Origin of the sequence: Pseudomonas fluorescens, assembly GCF_001307275.1 — a bacterium.
Taxonomy (GTDB): domain Bacteria; phylum Pseudomonadota; class Gammaproteobacteria; order Pseudomonadales; family Pseudomonadaceae; genus Aquipseudomonas; species Aquipseudomonas fluorescens_AA.
Genome location: NZ_CP012831.1, coordinates 2123590 through 2142108, shown reverse-complemented (window position 1 = coordinate 2142108; position 18519 = coordinate 2123590). Strand labels below are relative to the sequence as shown.

Annotated in this window: 14 protein-coding genes; 11 read left to right on the top strand and 3 right to left on the bottom strand. The window is 63.2% G+C overall.

Going from position 1 to position 18519, the window contains the following annotated elements; all coding sequences use genetic code 11:
• Position 1: 1 nt before the first annotated feature.
• Positions 2 to 1738 carry an arginine--tRNA ligase gene (gene argS, locus AO356_RS09460; RefSeq protein WP_060739565.1) on the bottom strand — a complete coding sequence of 579 codons (1737 nt, stop codon included), beginning with the start codon at positions 1736 to 1738 and terminating at the stop codon, positions 2 to 4.
• A gap of 262 nt (positions 1739 to 2000) precedes the next feature.
• Positions 2001 to 4220 (bottom strand): primosomal protein N', encoded by a 2220-nt coding sequence (locus AO356_RS09455; RefSeq protein ID WP_060739564.1) that lies wholly within the window; start codon positions 4218 to 4220, stop codon positions 2001 to 2003.
• A 289-nt stretch (positions 4221 to 4509) separates the two neighbouring features.
• Here AO356_RS09455 and rpmE point away from each other — a divergent pair, with 289 nt between their 5' ends.
• From rpmE to AO356_RS09440, 3 genes are all read left to right on the top strand, one after another.
• Positions 4510 to 4734 (top strand): 50S ribosomal protein L31, encoded by a 225-nt coding sequence (rpmE, locus tag AO356_RS09450; protein WP_014336159.1) that lies wholly within the window; start codon positions 4510 to 4512, stop codon positions 4732 to 4734.
• A gap of 41 nt (positions 4735 to 4775) precedes the next feature.
• Positions 4776 to 5558 (top strand): thermonuclease family protein, encoded by a 783-nt coding sequence (locus tag AO356_RS09445; RefSeq protein ID WP_060739563.1) that lies wholly within the window; start codon positions 4776 to 4778, stop codon positions 5556 to 5558.
• Positions 5559 to 5743: 185 nt separating this feature from the next.
• Positions 5744 to 7012, top strand: a complete 1269-nt coding sequence (locus AO356_RS09440) for a malic enzyme-like NAD(P)-binding protein (protein ID WP_053117649.1) — start codon at positions 5744 to 5746, stop codon at positions 7010 to 7012.
• A 247-nt stretch (positions 7013 to 7259) separates the two neighbouring features.
• On the opposite strand, the gene AO356_RS09435 is transcribed toward AO356_RS09440, so the two are convergent.
• The gene (locus AO356_RS09435) at positions 7260 to 9704 is read right to left on the bottom strand and encodes a penicillin-binding protein 1A (protein WP_203225789.1); all 2445 of its coding nucleotides are present in this window, start codon (positions 9702 to 9704) and stop codon (positions 7260 to 7262) included.
• 208 nt (positions 9705 to 9912) lie between these two features.
• Here AO356_RS09435 and AO356_RS09430 point away from each other — a divergent pair, with 208 nt between their 5' ends.
• From AO356_RS09430 to AO356_RS09395, 8 genes are all read left to right on the top strand, one after another.
• On the top strand, positions 9913 to 10977 hold the full coding sequence (locus AO356_RS09430) for a pilus assembly protein PilM (protein WP_060739561.1): 1065 nt from the start codon (positions 9913 to 9915) through the stop codon (positions 10975 to 10977).
• On the top strand, positions 10977 to 11543 hold the full coding sequence (locus AO356_RS09425; RefSeq protein ID WP_060739560.1) for a PilN domain-containing protein: 567 nt from the start codon (positions 10977 to 10979) through the stop codon (positions 11541 to 11543). Before AO356_RS09430 ends, AO356_RS09425 begins: the two co-directional genes overlap by 1 nt.
• Entirely contained in the window at positions 11540 to 12163 is a 624-nt protein-coding gene (pilO, locus tag AO356_RS09420) for a type 4a pilus biogenesis protein PilO (protein WP_060739559.1), read from the top strand. The genes AO356_RS09425 and pilO overlap by 4 nt, the downstream gene beginning before the upstream one ends.
• A complete protein-coding gene (locus AO356_RS09415) occupies positions 12160 to 12708 on the top strand; it encodes a pilus assembly protein PilP (RefSeq protein WP_060739558.1) in 549 nt (182 codons plus the stop codon). Before pilO ends, AO356_RS09415 begins: the two co-directional genes overlap by 4 nt.
• Positions 12705 to 14792, top strand: a complete 2088-nt coding sequence (gene pilQ / locus AO356_RS09410; RefSeq protein ID WP_060739557.1) for a type IV pilus secretin PilQ — start codon at positions 12705 to 12707, stop codon at positions 14790 to 14792. The genes AO356_RS09415 and pilQ overlap by 4 nt, the downstream gene beginning before the upstream one ends.
• A 4-nt stretch (positions 14793 to 14796) precedes the next feature.
• The gene (gene aroK, locus AO356_RS09405; protein WP_060739556.1) at positions 14797 to 15315 is read left to right on the top strand and encodes a shikimate kinase AroK; all 519 of its coding nucleotides are present in this window, start codon (positions 14797 to 14799) and stop codon (positions 15313 to 15315) included.
• Between the two features lie 179 nt (positions 15316 to 15494).
• The gene (gene aroB, locus AO356_RS09400) at positions 15495 to 16595 is read left to right on the top strand and encodes a 3-dehydroquinate synthase (protein ID WP_060739555.1); all 1101 of its coding nucleotides are present in this window, start codon (positions 15495 to 15497) and stop codon (positions 16593 to 16595) included.
• A 10-nt stretch (positions 16596 to 16605) separates the two neighbouring features.
• Positions 16606 to 18180, top strand: coding sequence for an AAA family ATPase (locus tag AO356_RS09395; RefSeq protein ID WP_060739554.1), 1575 nt, complete (start codon positions 16606 to 16608; stop codon positions 18178 to 18180).
• Positions 18181 to 18519 lie beyond the last annotated feature (339 nt).

The following is an 18519-nucleotide window of genomic DNA, read 5'->3' as shown; positions in this document are numbered from 1 at the left end:
CTTACATGCGCTCCAGGGTTTCCAGGCCCAGCAGTTCCAGGCCTTGCTTGAGCGTGCGCCCGGTCAGCGCGGCGAGGCGCAGGCGGCTCTGCATTTGCTCCGGGGTTTGCGCATTGAGGATCGGGCAGTTCTCGTAGAAGCTGGAGAACAGGCCGGCCACATCGTACAGGTAGGCGCACAGGGTGTGCGGCGTGCCCTTGTCGGCGACGTTGTTCAGGACCTCGCCGAACTGCGCCAGCTTCGCCGCCAGCTCCTGTTCCTGAGGGGCCTCGAGCACAATCTGGCCGTCCACTTCGTTAAAGCCCTTGCCGAGCTTGCGGAACACCCCCGCCACGCGGGTGTACGCGTACAGCAGGTACGGCGCGGTGTTGCCTTCGAAGTTGAGCATCAGGTCGAAGTTGAAGCTGTAGTCGCTGGTGCGGTGCTTGGACAGGTCGGCGTATTTCACCGCGTCGATGCCCACCACCTTGGCGATCTTGCGCAGTTCGTCCTCGGCCAGGTCCGGGTTCTTGCCCTTGACCAGGGTGTAGGCGCGGTCCTGGGCCTCGGTCAGCAGGTCGATCAGCTTCACCGTGCCGCCATCGCGGGTCTTGAACGGGCGGCCGTCGGCGCCGTTCATGGTGCCGAAACCCATGTGTTCCATTTCCATCGGGCGGGTCACGAAGCCGGCCAGGCGCGCCACTTCGAACACTTGCTGGAAGTGCAGGGCCTGGCGCTGGTCGACGAAGTACAACACTCGATCGGCCTTGAGCACGCTGTTGCGGTAGCGCACGGCCGCCAGGTCGGTGGTGGCGTAGAGGTAGCCGCCGTCGGCCTTGACGATGATCACCGGCAGTGGCTCGCCGTCGGCGGTCTTGAACTGGTCGAGGAACACGCACTGGGCGCCGTTGCTTTCCACCAGCATGCCCTTGGCCCTGAGGTCGTTGACCACGTTGACCAGGTCGTCGTTGTAGGCGCTTTCACCCATCACGTCGGCCATGGTCAACTTGACGTTCAGCAGCTCGTAGATTTTCTGGCAGTGGGACAGGGAGATGTCCTTGAACTTGCTCCACAGCGCCAGGCACTCGGCATCGCCGGCCTGCAGTTTGACCACCAGGCCACGGGCACGGTCGGCGAACTCGGGCGACTCGTCGAAGCGTTGCTTGGCGGCGCGGTAGAAATTCTCCAGGTCCGACAGTTCGTCGCTGGTGATCGGATTTTCCTGCAGGTAGGCCATCAGCATGCCGAACTGGGTGCCCCAGTCGCCAACATGGTTCTGGCGGATCACGGTGTCGCCAAGAAACTCCAGGACCCGGGCCACGCCGTCGCCGATGATGGTCGAGCGCAGGTGGCCGACGTGCATTTCCTTGGCGAGGTTGGGGGCCGAGAGGTCGACCACGGTGCGCTGCAACGGGCCGGCCTTGCGCACGCCGATGCGTTCGTCGGCCAGGGCCGCATCCAGGCGCGAAGCCAGGGCCTGGGTGTTCTGGAAGAAATTGATGAACCCGGGGCCGGCGATGTCAGCCTTGCTGACGTTTTCGTCGGCCGGCAGCGCGGCGATGATTTTTTCCGCCAGGTCGCGAGGTTTCATGCCGGCCGGCTTGGCGAGCATCATCGCGATGTTGCTGGCGAAGTCGCCGTGGGTCTTGTCGCGGGTGTTCTCGACCTGAATCGCCGGCGACAGGCCTTCTGGCAGCACACCTTCAGCGACGAGTTGGGCGATGGCTTGCTGGATGAGCTGGCGAATGGTGTCTTTCATGGTCTTCTCTTTCAACCGCAGGCGCGGCGGCGCTTCGATGCGCTGGTGGAAAAACTGGGCATTATCCGTGGCCCGGACGAGCTTGCCAACTGTAGCGGGTCGGTTGGGGATGTGTGGTGACTATTCTTGCTGGCCTGGATGCACGCGATCCCCTGTGGGAGCGAGCTTGCTCGCGATAGCAGTGGGTCAGTGACGGTAGTGTCGACTGTACCGTCGCAATCGCGAGCAAGCTCGCTCCCACAGGGGCAGGTTTGTGGTCCATTCAATACAAATCCACCGGATCCACATCCAGCGACCAACGTACCGCCCGTCCGCTGGGCATCTGCTCCAGCGCCAGCAGCCAGGCACTCAATAGCCGATGCAGCGGCGCCCGGGCGTTGGCCTGCAATAAAAGCTGCGCGCGATAGCGCCCGGCCCGGCGCTCCATCGGTGCCGGCACCGGCCCCAGGAGTTCGATGCCGGTGAGGCTCTGCTCTGTCAGCAAACGCTCCGCCTCGCTGCAGGCCTCATCGAGGAAACCTTCGGCCTGCCCGGGCTTGTGGGCTTCGGCCCGTAGCAGCGCCAGGTGGGAAAAGGGCGGCAGGCCGGCGCTGCGGCGTTCACTCAAAGCCTGTTCGGCGAAGGCGAAGTAACCCTGCTCGGTCAGTTGGATCAACAGCGGGTGATCGGCCAGGTGCGTCTGGATAATCACTTTGCCCGGTTCCTCGGCCCGCCCGGCCCGGCCGGCGACCTGGACGATCAGCTGCGCCATGCGCTCGCTGGCGCGGAAGTCGCCGGAGAACAGCCCACCATCGGCATCGAGGATCGACACCAGCGTGACCCGCGGGAAGTGATGCCCCTTGGCGAGCATCTGCGTGCCCACCAATATGCACGGCTGGCCCTTCTGGATCGTTGCGAACAACTGGTTCATCGCGTCCTTGCGCGAGGTGCTGTCGCGATCCACCCGCAAGACCGGGTAGTCCGGAAACAGGATGCCCAGCCGTTCCTCGGCGCGTTCGGTGCCGGCGCCGACCGGGCGCAAGTCCACTTTGCCGCACTGCGGGCAATGCCTTGGCACGCGTTCGACGTGGCCGCAATGGTGGCAACGCAGTTCGCCATGGCGTTGATGCACGGTCATCCGCGCGTCGCAGCGTTCGCAGCCAGACATCCAGCCGCAGTCGTGGCACAGCAGGGTCGGGGCAAAACCGCGGCGATTGAGGAACACCAGGACCTGTTGCCCGGCGGCGAGGGTCTGGCCGATGGCTTGCTGCATCGGCCCGGAAATACCGCTGTCCAGTGGACGACTTTTCACGTCCAGGCGCAGGAACCGCGGTTGCTTGGCGCCGCCGGCCCGCTCGTTGAGGCGCAGCAGGCCGTAGCGGCCGGTGTAGGCGTTGTGCAGGCTTTCCAGCGAGGGCGTGGCCGAGCCGAGGACGATCGGGATGTTTTCCTGGCGGGCGCGTACCAGCGCCAGGTCGCGGGCGTGATAGCGCAGGCCTTCCTGCTGTTTATAAGAGCCGTCGTGTTCTTCGTCGATGATGATCAGGCCGGGGTTTTTCATCGGCGTGAACAGGGCCGAGCGGGTGCCGATGATGATATCGGCCTCGCCGTCGCGGGCGGCGAGCCAGGCTTCCAGGCGTTCGCGGTCGTTGACTGCCGAGTGCACCAGGGCGATCCGCGCATTGAAGCGTTGCTCGAAACGCGCCAGGGTCTGGGGGCCGAGGTTGATTTCCGGAATCAGCACCAGGGCCTGCTTGCCGGCCTCCAGGGTCTGGCGGATCAGTTGCAGGTAGACCTCGGTCTTGCCGCTGCCGGTGACGCCCGCCAGCAGAAAGGCGTGATAACTGTCGAAACCTGCGCGAATCGCTTCGCAAGCGGCGCGCTGTTCGGCGTTGAGCGGCAGTTCCGGCTGGGCCAGCCAATGTTCGTGGCGGGCGCCGGGGGCGTGCCGGCGGATCTCCACCTGGACCAGGTCCTTGGCCAGCAACAGGTCGAGGCTGTCCTTGCTGAGCATCAGTTTGCTCAGCAGTTGGTGGGCCACGCCATGGGGGTGTTGGGCGAGGGTCGCCAAGGCCTCGCGCTGGCGCGGCGCGCGGGCGATGCGCGGATCGTCCAGCGAGGCCCCCGGGGCCACCGACCAGAACCGCTCCTGGCGCGCCTCGGCCAGCTCGCCCTGGCGCAGCAGCACCGGCAGCGCCCAGCTCAGGGTGTCGCCGAGGCTGTGCTGGTAATACTGGGACGTCCACAGGCACAACTTGAACAGCGCGGCGGGCAGCGGCGGCGTGGCATCGAGCAGGGCCAGGGCTGGTTTGAGCTTGTCGACCGGGACCTCGCTGTGATCGGTGACCTCCACCAGGATGCCGATCATTTCCCGCCGGCCGAACGGCACCCGCAGGCGCATGCCCGGCTGCAACTGGGCGCGCAGGACCCCGGCGGGGGCGCGGTAGTCGAACAGGCGGCGCAGGGGTGAAGGCAGGGCGAGGCGCAGGATGGCGTTGGGCACGCGGGGAATCTCGATAAGCGGACAAGTTCGCAAGGCTGAGCGCGATTCAATGTGGGAGCGAGCTTGCTCGCGAAAGCGGTGGCACAGCCAACATCACCGCAACTGACCCATCGCTATCGCGAGCAAGCTCGCTCCCACAGGGATTGTGCTTGAGGGCGCGAGCCTAGCAGACGGTTGGTATAAGCGACAGCTTGCGCGAATGACGATGTCTGGTAGAATCCGCGGCCTAATTACGTGCGGTATTCAACAATAGTGTTGGGTGGCGGCACGCTAGCCTGAGGAAAACAGCATGAAAACCGATATCCATCCGGAATACCCAGCAATTGCCGTAACCTGCAGCTGCGGCAACAAGTTCGAAACGCGTTCGACCTACGGCAAAGCCCTGGCGATCGACGTTTGCAACGAGTGCCACCCGTTCTACACCGGTAAGCAAAAGACTCTGGATACCGGCGGCCGCGTTCAGAAGTTCGCCGATCGTTTCGGTGCTTTCGGCAAAGTTACTCCAAAAGCCTGAGGCTGATCATTTTGGATGGTCGTCTCGACTGCTCCAGATTGATGAAGAAGGCGTCCCTTGCGGGCGCCTTTTTTGTGTCTGCGATTTGGCTCTGTGGTGCCCAGGGGGCCTGTCCTTCGCCGGGCAGCCTGCCCCAGGTGGCGGTGCAGCGCGTGGTGGACGGCGACACCTTGTACCTGGAGGATGGGCGCCGCATTCGGATGATCGGTCTCAACAGCCCTGAGCTGGGCAAGCGCGGCCGCGCCGACGAACCCTTCGCCGTGGCGGCGCGCCAGCGACTCGAAGCCCTGGTGGCCGCCAACGATGGCCGGGTGGGCGTATTGCCTGGCAAGGACGACCGTGATGATTACGGTCGTACCCTGGCCCACGTCTACAGCGCCCGGGGCGAGAACCTCGAGGAGCGGTTGATTGCCGAGGGGCTGGGGTTTCTGGTGGCGGTTGCGCCGAACGTCGACCTGGTCAGTTGCCAGCAAGTGGCTGAGCGTCAGGCGCGGCAAGCCGGGGCAGGCCTCTGGAAGAAATCCCCTGTCGTCCGGGCGGAACAGATCGATGCCCCAGGTTTCGTGCTGATGAGCGGGCGTGTGGAAAGTGTGCGGCGCAATCGCGGTGGCATCTGGATTGAATTGCAGGGGCCGGTTGTCCTGCACATTGCGCCGGGTTTGCAGAGGCGCTTCGACGCCTCGGCCCTGGAGCGGCTCAAGGGGCGGAAAATCGAGGCCCGGGGCTGGGTCGTCGACCGCGCCCGGCGTGGTGGCAACAAGGCTGGCCAGGCGCGATGGATGCTGCCGCTGACCGATCCGGCCATGTTGGAAGCGGTCCTGTAAGAAAATAATTGTAGACATTATTTGGTCGGATTGTATGCATGTAGCCCTTATGTTTCGCGGCTCTTGGTCCAAAGTCGTAGAGTAGGGCGCTTGACAGCAGTGACTGGTCAGTCTTGTAGGGACTTTGCGAGGCGCGTATCCTCGGCGGTCCGTCTGTCCAACACAGTAAAAAGCGGAATGCCCACATGTCTGATCTGAAAACTGCCGCTCTCGAATATCACGCGCATCCTCGTCCAGGAAAGCTGAGTGTCGAGCTCACCAAGGCCACCGCTACTGCTCGCGACTTGTCGCTGGCCTACAGCCCCGGCGTAGCCGAACCAGTCCGCGAAATCGCTCGCGACCCTGAACTGGCCTACAAATACACCGGTAAAGGCAACCTGGTTGCAGTCATTTCCGATGGCACCGCGATTCTCGGCCTGGGTAACCTCGGCCCATTGGCTTCCAAGCCAGTCATGGAAGGCAAGGGCGTACTGTTCAAGCGCTTCGCCGGTATCGACGTATTCGACATCGAAGTCGATTCCGAGAGCCCGCAAGCCTTTATCGACACCGTCAAGCGCATCTCCATCACCTTCGGTGGCATCAACCTGGAAGACATCAAGGCACCTGAGTGCTTCGAGATCGAGCGCGCCCTGATCGAACAGTGCGACATCCCGGTGTTCCACGATGACCAGCACGGCACCGCCATCGTCACCGCGGCCGGCATGATCAACGCCCTGGAAATCGCCGGCAAGACCCTGCCGGAAGCCAAGATCGTCTGCCTGGGTGCCGGCGCTGCGGCCATCTCCTGCATGAAGTTGCTGGTGAGCATGGGCGCCAAGATCGAAAACATCTTCATGGTCGACCGTACCGGCGTGATCCACTCCGGCCGTGACGACCTGAACCAGTACAAGGCCGTCTTCGCCCACGCGACCGACAAGCGCTCCCTGGCGGACGCCCTGGACGGTGCCGACGTGTTCGTCGGCCTGTCGGGTCCGAACCTGCTGAGCCCGGAAAACCTGCTGCGCATGGCGCCGAACCCGATCGTGTTCGCCTGCTCGAACCCGGACCCGGAAATCTCCCCGGAACTGGCTCACGCGACTCGCAACGACGTGATCATGGCCACTGGCCGTTCGGACTACCCGAACCAGGTCAACAACGTCTTGGGCTTCCCGTTCATCTTCCGTGGTGCCCTGGACGTTCGCGCCAAGCGCATCAACGAAGAGATGAAAGTCGCGGCCGCCAACGCCCTGCGCGAACTGGCCAAGCTGCCGGTGCCTCAGGAAGTGTGCGACGCCTACGGCGGCATCAAGCTGGAATTCGGTCGTGAGTACATCATCCCGAAACCAATGGACGCCCGCCTGATCACCCTGATCTCCGACGCCGTGGCCAAGGCCGCCATCGAGACGGGCGTGGCCACCCTGCCGTACCCGAAGAACTACCCGCTCAAGAGCGTGGATGACGTGTTCAACGGCTAAGCCGTTGTAGCGCTTCAACAAAAAGCCCCGGCTCCTGAGAGTCGGGGCTTTTTGTTGGTCGCCGCTTTTGTATGACCGTCACAGACCCCTGTGGGAGCGAGCTTGCTCGCGATGACGGCCTGGCATTCAACATCGATGCAAGCTGATCCGACGCTATCGCGAGCAAGCTCGCTCCCACAGGTAGTGGTGTCATTGAGAACAAAAGCCCCGCACTTCTTTCGAAGGCGGGGCTTTTGGATGAGACCGGTCAGAACAGATCGATCGGCGCCGCTTCGTCCGCTGGCAGCGGGCTGCCCGGTGCGACACCGTTGCCCAGCTCGTTGACGGAGGGCGGAGTGTCTTCGCTCTTGAACAGCTCGAAGTACGCACCCGGGGTGCCTGGCGTGGCCGCGCGGCCGCTGACCGGGTCGACCCGCAGGCTGAGGATGCCTTCCGGTTCCGGCTGGGTGTGCGGCGGCTTGTCCTTGAGGGCGGCGCCCATGTAGGTCATCCAGATCGGCAGCGCCACGGTGCCGCCGAACTCACGGCGACCCAGGCTTTCAGGCTGGTCGAAACCGGTCCAGACCGTGGTCACGTAATCGGCGTTGTAGCCGGAGAACCAGGCGTCCTTGGACTCGTTGGTGGTACCGGTCTTGCCCGCCAGGTCGGTACGGCCCAGGGCCAGGGCGCGACGGCCGGTGCCGAGCTTGATCACGTCCTGCAGCATGCTGTTGAGAATGAAGGTGGTGCGGCCATCGACAATGCGTTCCGCGACGGCGGGCGCTTGCGGCAAGCCTGGGGCCGTGGTGGCTTCGCCTGGCGTCGCATTGACCGTGAACGTGTCGGTGGACGGTGCGGCGACGCCATCGCTGGCCTGCTCGCCTGTGGGGACCCGTGGCGGGTTGGCCACGAACAATGTCTCGCCGTTGCGGCTTTCGATCTTGTCGATGATGTACGGGGTGATCTTGTAGCCGCCGTTGGCGAACGTGCTCCAGCCCGTGGCGATTTCCATCGGCGTCAGGGTCGCGGTGCCCAGGGCCAGGGACAGGTTGCGCGGCAGGTCCTGCTTGTTGAAGCCGAACTTGCTGATGTAGTCGATGGTGCGATCCACGCCCAGCGCCTGCAACAGGCGGATCGATACCAGGTTGCGGGATTTGTACAGCGCCTCGCGCAGGCGAATCGGGCCGAGGAACGTATTGGTGTCGTTCTTCGGCCGCCAGACCTTGTCCAGGTACTCATCGACGAACACGATCGGCGCATCGTTCACCAGGCTGGCGGCGGTGTAGCCGTTATCCAGGGCGGCGCTGTAGACGAATGGCTTGAAGCTCGAGCCCGGCTGGCGCTTGGCCTGCAGTGCACGGTTGTAATTGCTCTGCTCGAAGGCGAAGCCACCCACCAACGAACGAATGGCGCCGTCCTGTGGGTCGAGGGACACCAGGGCGCCCTGGGCCGCCGGGATCTGGCTGAACTTGAGTGTGTTGTCCGCCTGGCGCTGGACGCGGATCAGGTCACCGACCTGGGCAACGTCCGACGGCTGCCGTGGGGCGGCGCCCATGCTGTTGGTATTGAGGAACGGACGGGCCCATTTCATGGTGTCCCAGGCCACGTGTTCTTCCTGCTCGCCGTTGCGGGTCAACACCTTGATGCCGTCCTTGTCCACCGAGGTGACGATCGCCGGCTCCAGGCTGCTGATGGTGCGCTGCTTGGTCAGCTCCAGGGCCCAGGCTTCCTTGGTCTTGCCCGGCAGGCGCGATTCAGGGCCACGGTAGCCGTGGCGCTGGTCGTAGGTCATCAGGCCCTCGTGCAGCGCGGTGTTGGCCATTTCCTGCAAGTTGCTCGGCACCGTGGTGGTCACGCGGAAACCTTCGGTGTAGGCGTCGCTGCCATAGCGTCCGACCATCTCGGCACGGGCCATCTCGGCGATGTACGGGGCGTTCACTTCCGGGGTCGGGACGTGATAGCTGGCGTTCAGCGGCTCATTGATCGCGGCGGTGTAGTCGGCCTCGCTGATCTTGCCGAGCTTGTACATGCGCCCCAGGATCCAGTCGCGACGCTCCTTGCTGCGCGCCGGGTTGGCCAGCGGGTTGAAGCGCGACGGTGCCTTGGGCAGGCCGGCGATCATCGCCATCTGCGCCAGGCTCACGTCGCGGATCGACTTGCCGTAATACACCTGTGCCGCCGCCTCGATGCCGTAGGCGCGGTTGCCCAGGTAAATCTTGTTCACGTACAGCTCGAGGATTTCATCCTTGGTCAGCTGTCGTTCGATCTGCAGGGCCAGGAGGATCTCGGTGGTCTTGCGCGAGAAGCTGCGCTCGCTGGTCAGGAAGAAGTTCTTGGCCACCTGCATGGTGATGGTGCTGCCGCCGGACTGGATGTGCCCGCTCTTGACCAACTGGCTGGCGGCGCGCATCAGGCTGCCGGGATCGACGCCATAGTGGTTGGCGAAGTTATCGTCTTCAGCACTTAGTAACGCATTGATGAAATTAGGGGGAATGTCGGCGAAACGGATCGGTGTGCGGCGCATTTCGCCAAATTCGGCGATCAGCTTGTTGTCGCTGCTGTACACCCGCAAAGGAATCTGCAACTGAATACTTCTCAGTGCCTCCACGGACGGCAATCCCGGACTAAGGTAAAGAAAGGCACCGCTCAGGCCCAAGAGCAGTCCGCAGAAAACGGCGACGATGGACCATCCGAAAAATTTCAGCAGACGAATCAAGGCTTTTGGATATCCAGGCAAAGAATGAAAAAGGCGCCAGGTGCAGGGAAGGACCCGTGCTTGCAACAAAGCGAAAAAAAACGCTGGGCATTATAAGCATTTTTTTTCGTCGGGAATGCCATCCGGACGTCCGTCGGACGGCCGTGATTGAACGCAATGCATATTAGAGAGTCCGTAACTCACGGATAGTCATAGGGAATTGGTAGTGCTACGACTCTTCAATAAAAAAGCCCATGCGCTTCTGGGGATCGACATCAGTTCGACGTCGGTGAAGCTGCTCGAGTTGAGTCGCCAGGGCGAGCGATACCGCGTCGAGTCCTACGCGGTCGAACCGTTGCCGGCCAACGCCGTGATCGAGAAGAACATCGCCGAGCTCGAAGGGGTGGGCCAGGCGTTGTCGCGGCTGTTGGCCAAGGCCAAGACGCCCTTGCGCAGCGTGGCGGTGGCCGTGGCGGGTTCGGCGGTGATCACCAAGATCATCGAGATGGATGCGGGCCTGTCCGACGACGACATGGAGAACCAGCTCAAGATCGAAGCCGATCAGTACATTCCCTATCCGCTGGATGAGGTGGCCATTGATTTCGAGGTGGTGGGCGTTTCGCCACGCAGCGCCGAGCGCGTCGAAGTGCTGCTGGCGGCCTGTCGCAAGGAAAACGTCGAGGTTCGCGAGGCCGCGTTGGCGCTCGCCGGGCTGACGGCCCGGGTGGTCGATGTGGAGGCTTATGCGCTGGAGCGAGCGTTTGGCCTGCTCGCCACGCAATTGGCCGCGTCCCAGGAGCGGCTGACGGTGGCGGTCATCGACATCGGCGCCACCATGACCACCCTCAGCGTGTTGCACAACGGGCGCATCATCTATACCCGCGAACAATTGTTCGGCGGTCGCCAGTTGACCGAGGAGATCCAGCGCCGCTACGGCCTGACACCCGAGCAGGCCGGCCTGGCAAAGAAGCAGGGTGGGTTGCCGGACGATTATCTCAGCGAAGTGCTGCAACCTTTTCGCGAGGCCCTGGTGCAGCAGGTCTCGCGCTCCCTGCAATTCTTCTTCGCCTCGGGCCAGTACAGCGCGGTGGACCACATTCTGCTGGCCGGGGGCACGGCTTCCGTCGCTGGCCTGGATCGGCTGATCGAGCAGCGCCTGGGCACGCCGACCCAGGTGGCCAACCCGTTTACCAACATGGCCCTGAGCAGCAAGGTCAATGCCGGTGCCCTGGCCAGTGATGCCCCGGCACTGATGATTGCCTGTGGGCTGGCCCTCAGGAGTTTCGACTGATGGCGCGGATCAACCTGCTTCCCTGGCGCGAAGAGCTGCGCGAAGAGCGGCGCAAGCGCTTTCTGCTGGCCTTGGTGGCGGCGCTGGTCGGGGCGGTCGGCGTGGTCCTGGTCGCCGTCCGCTACATCGACAGTGCCATCGACCACCAGGTCGCCCGCAATAGCCACCTCTCCGAGCAGATCGCCGTGCTGGACGAGCGCATCAAGCAGATCAGCGAATTGAAAGCCCGTCGCCAGCAATTGCTGGAGCGCATGCGCATTATCCAGGACTTGCAAGGGAATCGACCGGTCAGCGGGCGCATCTTCGACCAGTTGGTGAGGACTTTGCCGGACGGGGTGTATTTCACCGAAGTGAAGATGGAGGATCGGACGCTCTTCATCAAAGGGGCCGCGGAATCGAACAACCGGGTCTCGGACCTGATGCGCAACCTGGACTCGTCGGACCTGTTCGATGCGCCCAGCCTGACGGAGGTCAAGGCCACCACCGCCGGTCAGCTCGACCAGGCCAACGTTTTCCAGCTGACGGTTCGCCAGACCCGGTCGGCCGATGAGGGGGACGCCCAATGAGGCCGGGGGAATGGCTCGACGCGTTGCGCAAGATCGACGTCAGTGACCTGGACACCAACAACATCGGTTCCTGGCCGGCGCCCATCAAATGGCTGGCGGGCATTCTGCTGGTGGCCCTGGTGCTGGGGCTGGGCTATAACTTTGCCTTGAGCGACCTGGAAAACCAGTTGCAGCAGGTGCGCGAGGAAGAAAGTACCCTCAAGGCACAATTCGCGGGCAAGGCCCACATGGCCGCGAACCTGGAACGCTACACCGAGCAGATGAAGCAGATGGAAACGTCTTTCGGTGTACTGTTGCGGCAATTGCCCAGTGATACCGAGGTGCCGGGCCTGCTGGAAGACATTACCCGCACCGGCCTGGGCAGCGGCCTGGAGTTCGAGGAAATCAAGCTGCTGCCGGAAGTCACCCAACCGTTCTACATCGAGCTGCCGATCCAGATCACCGTGACCGGCGGCTACCACGACCTGGCGACATTCGTCAGTGGAGTGGCCGGACTGCCCCGGATCGTCACGCTGCACGATTTCGAAATCGCCCCGATGGAGCCCGAGGCCGGCACGAAGCTGCGCATGAGCATCCAGGCCAAGACCTACCGCTACAACGAGCAGGAGGCGCAGCCATGAGGCCGCTGGTGTGTCGCCTCTGCCTGCTGGCGGGCCTGGTCGCGCTGGCGGGTTGCAACGACGACAACGGTTTCAGCGACCTGGACGCTTACATGAACGAAGTGCGCCTGCGTCCGCCCGGCAAGATCGAGCCGACCCCGACGTTCAGGCCCTACGAGACCTTTACCTACAGCGCTGCGAACCTGCGCAGCCCGTTTTCCCGGCAGGTCCGCGTGGACCAGGCCGACCGGCAGCGCGGCTCGCACAACGTCCGGCCCGACCCCAACCGGGTCAAGCAGTACCTGGAAGGCTTCAACATCGAGCAGTTTGAAATGGTCGGTACGATCTCCAACGCCAGTGGCTCCTTCGCACTCCTGCGGGGCGCGGGCGGGGTGCATCGGCTCAAGGTCGGTGACTATCTGGGGCGCAACGACGGGCGAATCTTCGCCATCGGCGCCACCCAGGTCGATGTGATCGAAATCGTTCCCGATGGCGAGGGTGCCTGGCTGGAGCGACCTCGGACCATTCCTTTGAAAGAGCACTCAATAGTGGAACCCCAACAATGAACAGGTTTTTGTCAGCCTTCGGTATTTCGCTATGGATAGCGCTGTTGTCGCCGATGGTTCACGCGGCCAGTCTGAAGACGCTGGATGTCGCGGCGTTGCCGGGCGACCGCGTCGAGTTGAAGCTCACCTTCGACGGGCCGCCGCCGCCCCCTCGGGGCTACACCACCGAACAACCGGCCCGGATTGCCCTGGACCTGCCAGGCGTGACCAATCAACTGGCCAGCAAGCACCGCGACCTGGGCGGGGGCAATGCGCGCAGCGCCACCGTGGTCGAGGCAGGCGATCGCACCCGGTTGATCATCGGTCTGACCCAGCTGGCGCCGTACGACACTCGGGTCGAAGGCAATAGCCTGTTCGTGGTGGTTGGCAAGGGCGCCGCGGCGAAGAACACTGCTGGGAAGAGCGTCGCCCAGGCCCCGCGCCCGGCGGTGGCCAACGCGGTGCCCGCGAGGGCCGGTAGGCCGGTGGGCAAGGCGATTCGTGGGGTGGATTTCCAGCGGGGAACCCAGGGCGAAGGCAATGTGGTGATCGATTTGTCCGATCCGTCCATCGCCCCGGACATCCAGGAACGCGAAGGCAAGATCATCCTCAATTTCGCCAGGACCCAATTGCCCGAACCATTGCGGGTGCGCCTGGACGTCAAGGACTTCGCCACCCCGGTGCAATTCGTCAATGCCAGCGCCGGCAGCGACCGGGCGACCATCAGCATCGAGCCCAGTGGCACCTTCGACTACTCGACCTACCAGACCGACAACAAACTCACCGTCAGCGTCCGGCCCATGACTGTCGACGACCTGCAAAAACGCAATGCTGACCGCGCGGCCTACAGCGGCGAGAAGCTCTCGCTCAACTTCCAGGACATCGAAGTGCGTTCGGTCCTGCAACTGATTGCCGATTTCACCAACCTGAACCTGGTGGCCAGCGACACGGTGCAGGGCGGCATTACCCTGCGCTTGCAGAATGTGCCTTGGGACCAGGCGCTGGACCTGGTGCTCAAGACCAAGGGTTTGGACAAGCGCAAGGTCGGTAACGTGCTGCTGGTGGCCCCGGCCGATGAAATCGCCGCGCGTGAACGCCAGGAACTGGAGTCGCAGAAGCAGATCGCCGACCTGGCACCGCTGCGGCGTGAGCTGCTGCAGGTCAACTATGCGAAGGCGGCGGACATCGCCAAGCTGTTCCAGTCAGTGACCAGTGCCGAGGCCAAAGCCGACGAGCGCGGCACGATCACGGTGGATGAGCGAACCAACAACATCATTGCCTACCAGACCCAGGACCGGCTCGACGAACTGCGCCGGATCGTGGCGCAGCTGGATATTCCGGTGCGCCAGGTGATGATCGAGGCACGGATTGTCGAAGCCAACGTCGACTACGACAAAAGCCTGGGCGTGCGCTGGGGAGGGTCGATCCAGAACAAGGGCAACTGGAACTCCTCGGGGGTGACCACTGGCACCTCCACCACCATCGGCACGCCGGGCAGTACCGGCACCAACCAGCCGTTCGTCGACCTGGGTGCCTCGGGCAATACGTCGGGGATCGGCATTGCGTTCATCACCGACAACGTCTTGCTGGACCTTGAGCTGACGGCCATGGAAAAAACCGGCAACGGCGAAATCGTCTCCCAGCCCAAGGTGGTGACGTCCGACAAGGAGACGGCAAAGATCCTCAAGGGCACGGAAATCCCCTACCAGGAAGCCAGTTCCAGCGGCGCCACCTCGGTGTCGTTCAAGGAGGCCTCGCTGTCGCTGGAGGTGACCCCGCAGATCACCCCGGACAACCGCATCATCATGGAGGTCAAGGTCACCAAGGATGAGCCGGACTACCTGAACAAGGTGCAGGACGTGCCGCCGATCAAGAAAAACGAAGTCAACGCCAAGGTCCTGGTCAATGATGGCGAGACCATTGTGATTGGCGGAGTTTTCTCAAATACTCAGAGCAAGGTCGTAGATAAGGTGCCATTTCTTGGCGATGTGCCGTATCTTGGCCGCCTTTTCCGGCGTGATGTGGTTTCGGAGAAAAAATCCGAGCTGCTGGTGTTCCTCACTCCGCGTATCATGAATAACCAGGCGATTGCTGTGAGTCGTTGATTCTGTGCGAAATTTGATTCTTGTTGGGCCGATGGGCGCTGGAAAAAGCACCATCGGCCGTTTGCTGGCCAAAGAGCTGCGCCTGCCGTTCAAAGATTCCGACAAGGAAATTGAATTGCGCACGGGTGCCAATATCCCATGGATCTTCGATAAGGAAGGCGAGCCGGGCTTTCGTGACCGTGAGCAGGCGATGATCGCCGAGCTGTGCGCGTTCGAGGGCGTGGTGTTGGCTACCGGTGGCGGCGCGGTGATGCGCGAGGCCAATCGTCGGGCGCTGCATGCCGGCGGACGAGTGGTCTATCTGCACGCCTCTGTCGAACAGCAGGTCGGCCGCACCGCCCGGGATCGCAACCGGCCACTGTTGCGCACCGCCGACCCCGCCAAGACCCTGCGGGACCTGCTGGAGCTGCGTGATCCGCTGTATCGGGAGATCGCCGACCTGGTGGTGGAAACCGACGAGCGGCCGCCGCGGATGGTGGTGCTGGACATTCTCGATCGCCTGCAGCAACTGCCGCCCCGTTAATGCGCCTGGCGAAATGCGCTATCCTCGACGTCCCGTCATGGCCCGCCTGGGGCGTGGCGGATGGCCATCCCGTGGTGTCATGGCAAGCACCGGGACCTGTGGCGAGGGGATTTATCCCCGTTGGGCTCTTTCGTTAATTGCAGGCAGGACGCCTGATTCCATCTTCACTGTGGGGACACATGCAGACACTTAAGGTCGACCTGGGCGAGCGCAGCTACCCGATTCATATTGGCGAAGGCTTGCTGGACCAGCCCGAACTCCTGGCGCCGCATATCGCCGGGCGGCAAGTGGCGATCATTTCCAATGAAACCGTCGCGCCTCTGTATCTGGAACGTCTGACCCGCAGCCTGTCGGCTTTCTCGGTCATTTCCGTGGTGTTGCCCGACGGCGAAGCCTTCAAGAACTGGGAAACCCTGCAACTCATTTTCGACGGCCTGCTGACCGCACGGCATGATCGCCGCACCACGGTGGTTGCCCTGGGCGGTGGCGTGATCGGCGACATGGCCGGTTTTGCCGCCGCTTGTTATCAGCGCGGCGTCGACTTCATCCAGATCCCCACCACGCTGCTGTCGCAGGTCGACTCGTCGGTGGGCGGCAAGACCGGGATCAACCATCCGCTGGGCAAGAATATGGTCGGTGCGTTTTATCAGCCCAACGTGGTGCTGATCGACACCGCCACCCTCAATACCCTGCCGGCCCGCGAACTGTCTGCGGGGCTGGCGGAAGTCATCAAGTACGGGCTGATCTGCGACGAACCGTTCCTGGGCTGGCTCGAAGAGCACGTCGACCGCCTGCGTGCGCTGGATCAAGCGGCCCTGACCTACGCCATCGAGCGCTCCTGCGCCGCCAAGGCCGCGGTGGTCGGTGCCGATGAGCGTGAGTCGGGGGTGCGCGCCACGCTCAACCTGGGTCATACCTTCGGCCATGCCATCGAAACGCACATGGGCTATGGTGTCTGGCTGCACGGTGAAGCGGTTGCGGCCGGTACGGTCATGGCCCTGGAGATGTCCGCGCGCCTGGGCTGGATCAGCGAACAGGAACGCGATCGCGGTATTCGTCTGTTCCAGCGCGCCGGGCTGCCGGTGGTTCCGCCCGAGGAAATGAGCGAGGCGGATTTTCTTGAACACATGGCAATCGACAAAAAAGTGATCGACGGTCGTCTGCGCCTGGTGCTGCTGCGCCACATGGGCGAAGCGGTGGTGACCGACGATTATCCGAAAGAAGTTCTACAGGCCACGCTGGGAGCGGACTACCGCGCCCTGGCTCAGCTTAAAGGTTAATAAGATTCCGATGACTAGTTTGCATGCCGACGAGGCTTTCCTCGGCCATTTCCAATTGAGTCATGACCCTTTTGCCCCACGGGTCCCGGGCTTCAAGTTCTTCCCCGCCCAGCGCAAGCCGGTGCTGGGCCAGTTGCATCACCTGGCGCGCTACAGCCAGTTGCTGTTGGTGGTCACCGGTCCCCAGGGCAGCGGCAAGACCTTGCTGCGCCAGGCCCTGGTGGCCAGTACCAACAAACAGTCTGTGCAAAGTGTGGTGGTCTCGGCCCGTGGCGCCGGCGATGCCGCCGGTGTGTTGCGCCAGGTGGCCCAGGCGCTGAACGTCGCCCAGGCCGAAATCGGTGCAATCCTCGATCAGATCGTGCAACTGGCGCTGACCGGGCAGGAAGTCTATCTGCTGGTGGACGATGCCGAGCAACTCGACGAATCGGCCCTCGAAGCCCTGCTGGCCTTGGCGGCCGGTGCGCCGGAGGGCCGGCCCCACGTGTTCCTGTTCGGCGAGTCGTCGCTGATCGCCGACCTGGACCAGCTGAACCTCGAGGAAGAGCGCTTCCACGTCATCGAGCTGGCGCCCTACACCGAGGAAGAAACGCGTGAATACCTGGCCCAGCGTCTTGAAGGCGCGGGCCGGGGTATCGAACTTTTCACCGCCGATCAGATCTCTGAGATTCACGAAAGCTCCGAGGGTTGGCCTGGCAACATCAACCAGGTTGCCCGCGATGCTCTGATCGAAGTCATGATTGCCAGCCGCTCAGCGGTGAAGCGTCCAAGTATGGGGTTCAACATGCCGAAGAAACACGTATTGGCAATTTCCGCCGTCGTCGTGGTCGCGGTTGCCGCCGCCTGGCTGATGCCGGGTCGCACCAAGGCACCTGCCACGGGTGCCCCTGCCAACGAACAGGCGCAACTGCCCCTCGGCCAAGGTACGCCGCAACCCAACGGTGGCGCGCCGGCCGTGGAATTCGCCGGTAACACCCAACCGATGCCGCTGCCGCTGGTCGGCCAGTCGCAGCCGGTCATGCGCGGCCCGCTGGCCGAAGCGGCCGGCGGTATCACCGAAGGCGACGACGGCGCAGCGCCACCGATCGACGACAGCAGCGACACGCCGCCGACCGTGACCACCACCGCACCGCCTGCGGGCGTGCCGGCCGGCCCGGCGCCAACGCCTGCCCCGACTGCCAAGCCGACCCCGGCGCCGACCCAGGTGGCCACCGCCAAGCCTGCACCGGTTCCGGCGCCTGCGGCCAAGCCAGCAGCACCGGCGGCCAAGCCTGCTGCTGCCCCGGCCAAGGCCGCGGGCGGTAGCTGGTACGCCGGCCAGGCGCCGGGCAACTACGTGGTGCAGATCCTCGGCACCAGTTCCGAAGCCGCGGCGCAGAACTTCGTCAAGGAGCAGGGCGGCGAGTACCGTTATTTCAAGAAAGTGCTCAACGGCAAGCCGCTGTATGTCATCACCTACGGCAGCTTTGCCAACCGTGATGCGGCTGTTTCCGCCATCAAGGCCTTGCCAGCGAAGGTTCAGGCTGGTAAACCTTGGCCTCGCACTGTCGCCAGCGTCCAACAGGAACTGGCAGCAACTCGCTGAAGATTCGGCGGCCTTACCCAGGCCGCCTCTCCCGGCAACCTCAAAATTTCCGCAAGGGCGGGCGACCTTTCAGGCCGCGCGCCTTGTGGTGTCTGCGTCACAGTAGCGTTTGAGTCGTAGCGGTCAAACCCAAAAAAGTTTTGACTAGCACAGCATATAGCTTTAAACCTTTCACAAATGCGACATGGATTTGCGACAGTTCGTCGTCAAATTTGTGAGCCTCTGTGTCGGTGTGTACAATGACCTCCCTTTTGCCCCCGCAAAGCTGGCGTACGTTCGGCGCGGCATGCAACTGGTTGAATTGAAAAGAAATTTGCCTCGATTAGAGGCAGCCTGGTG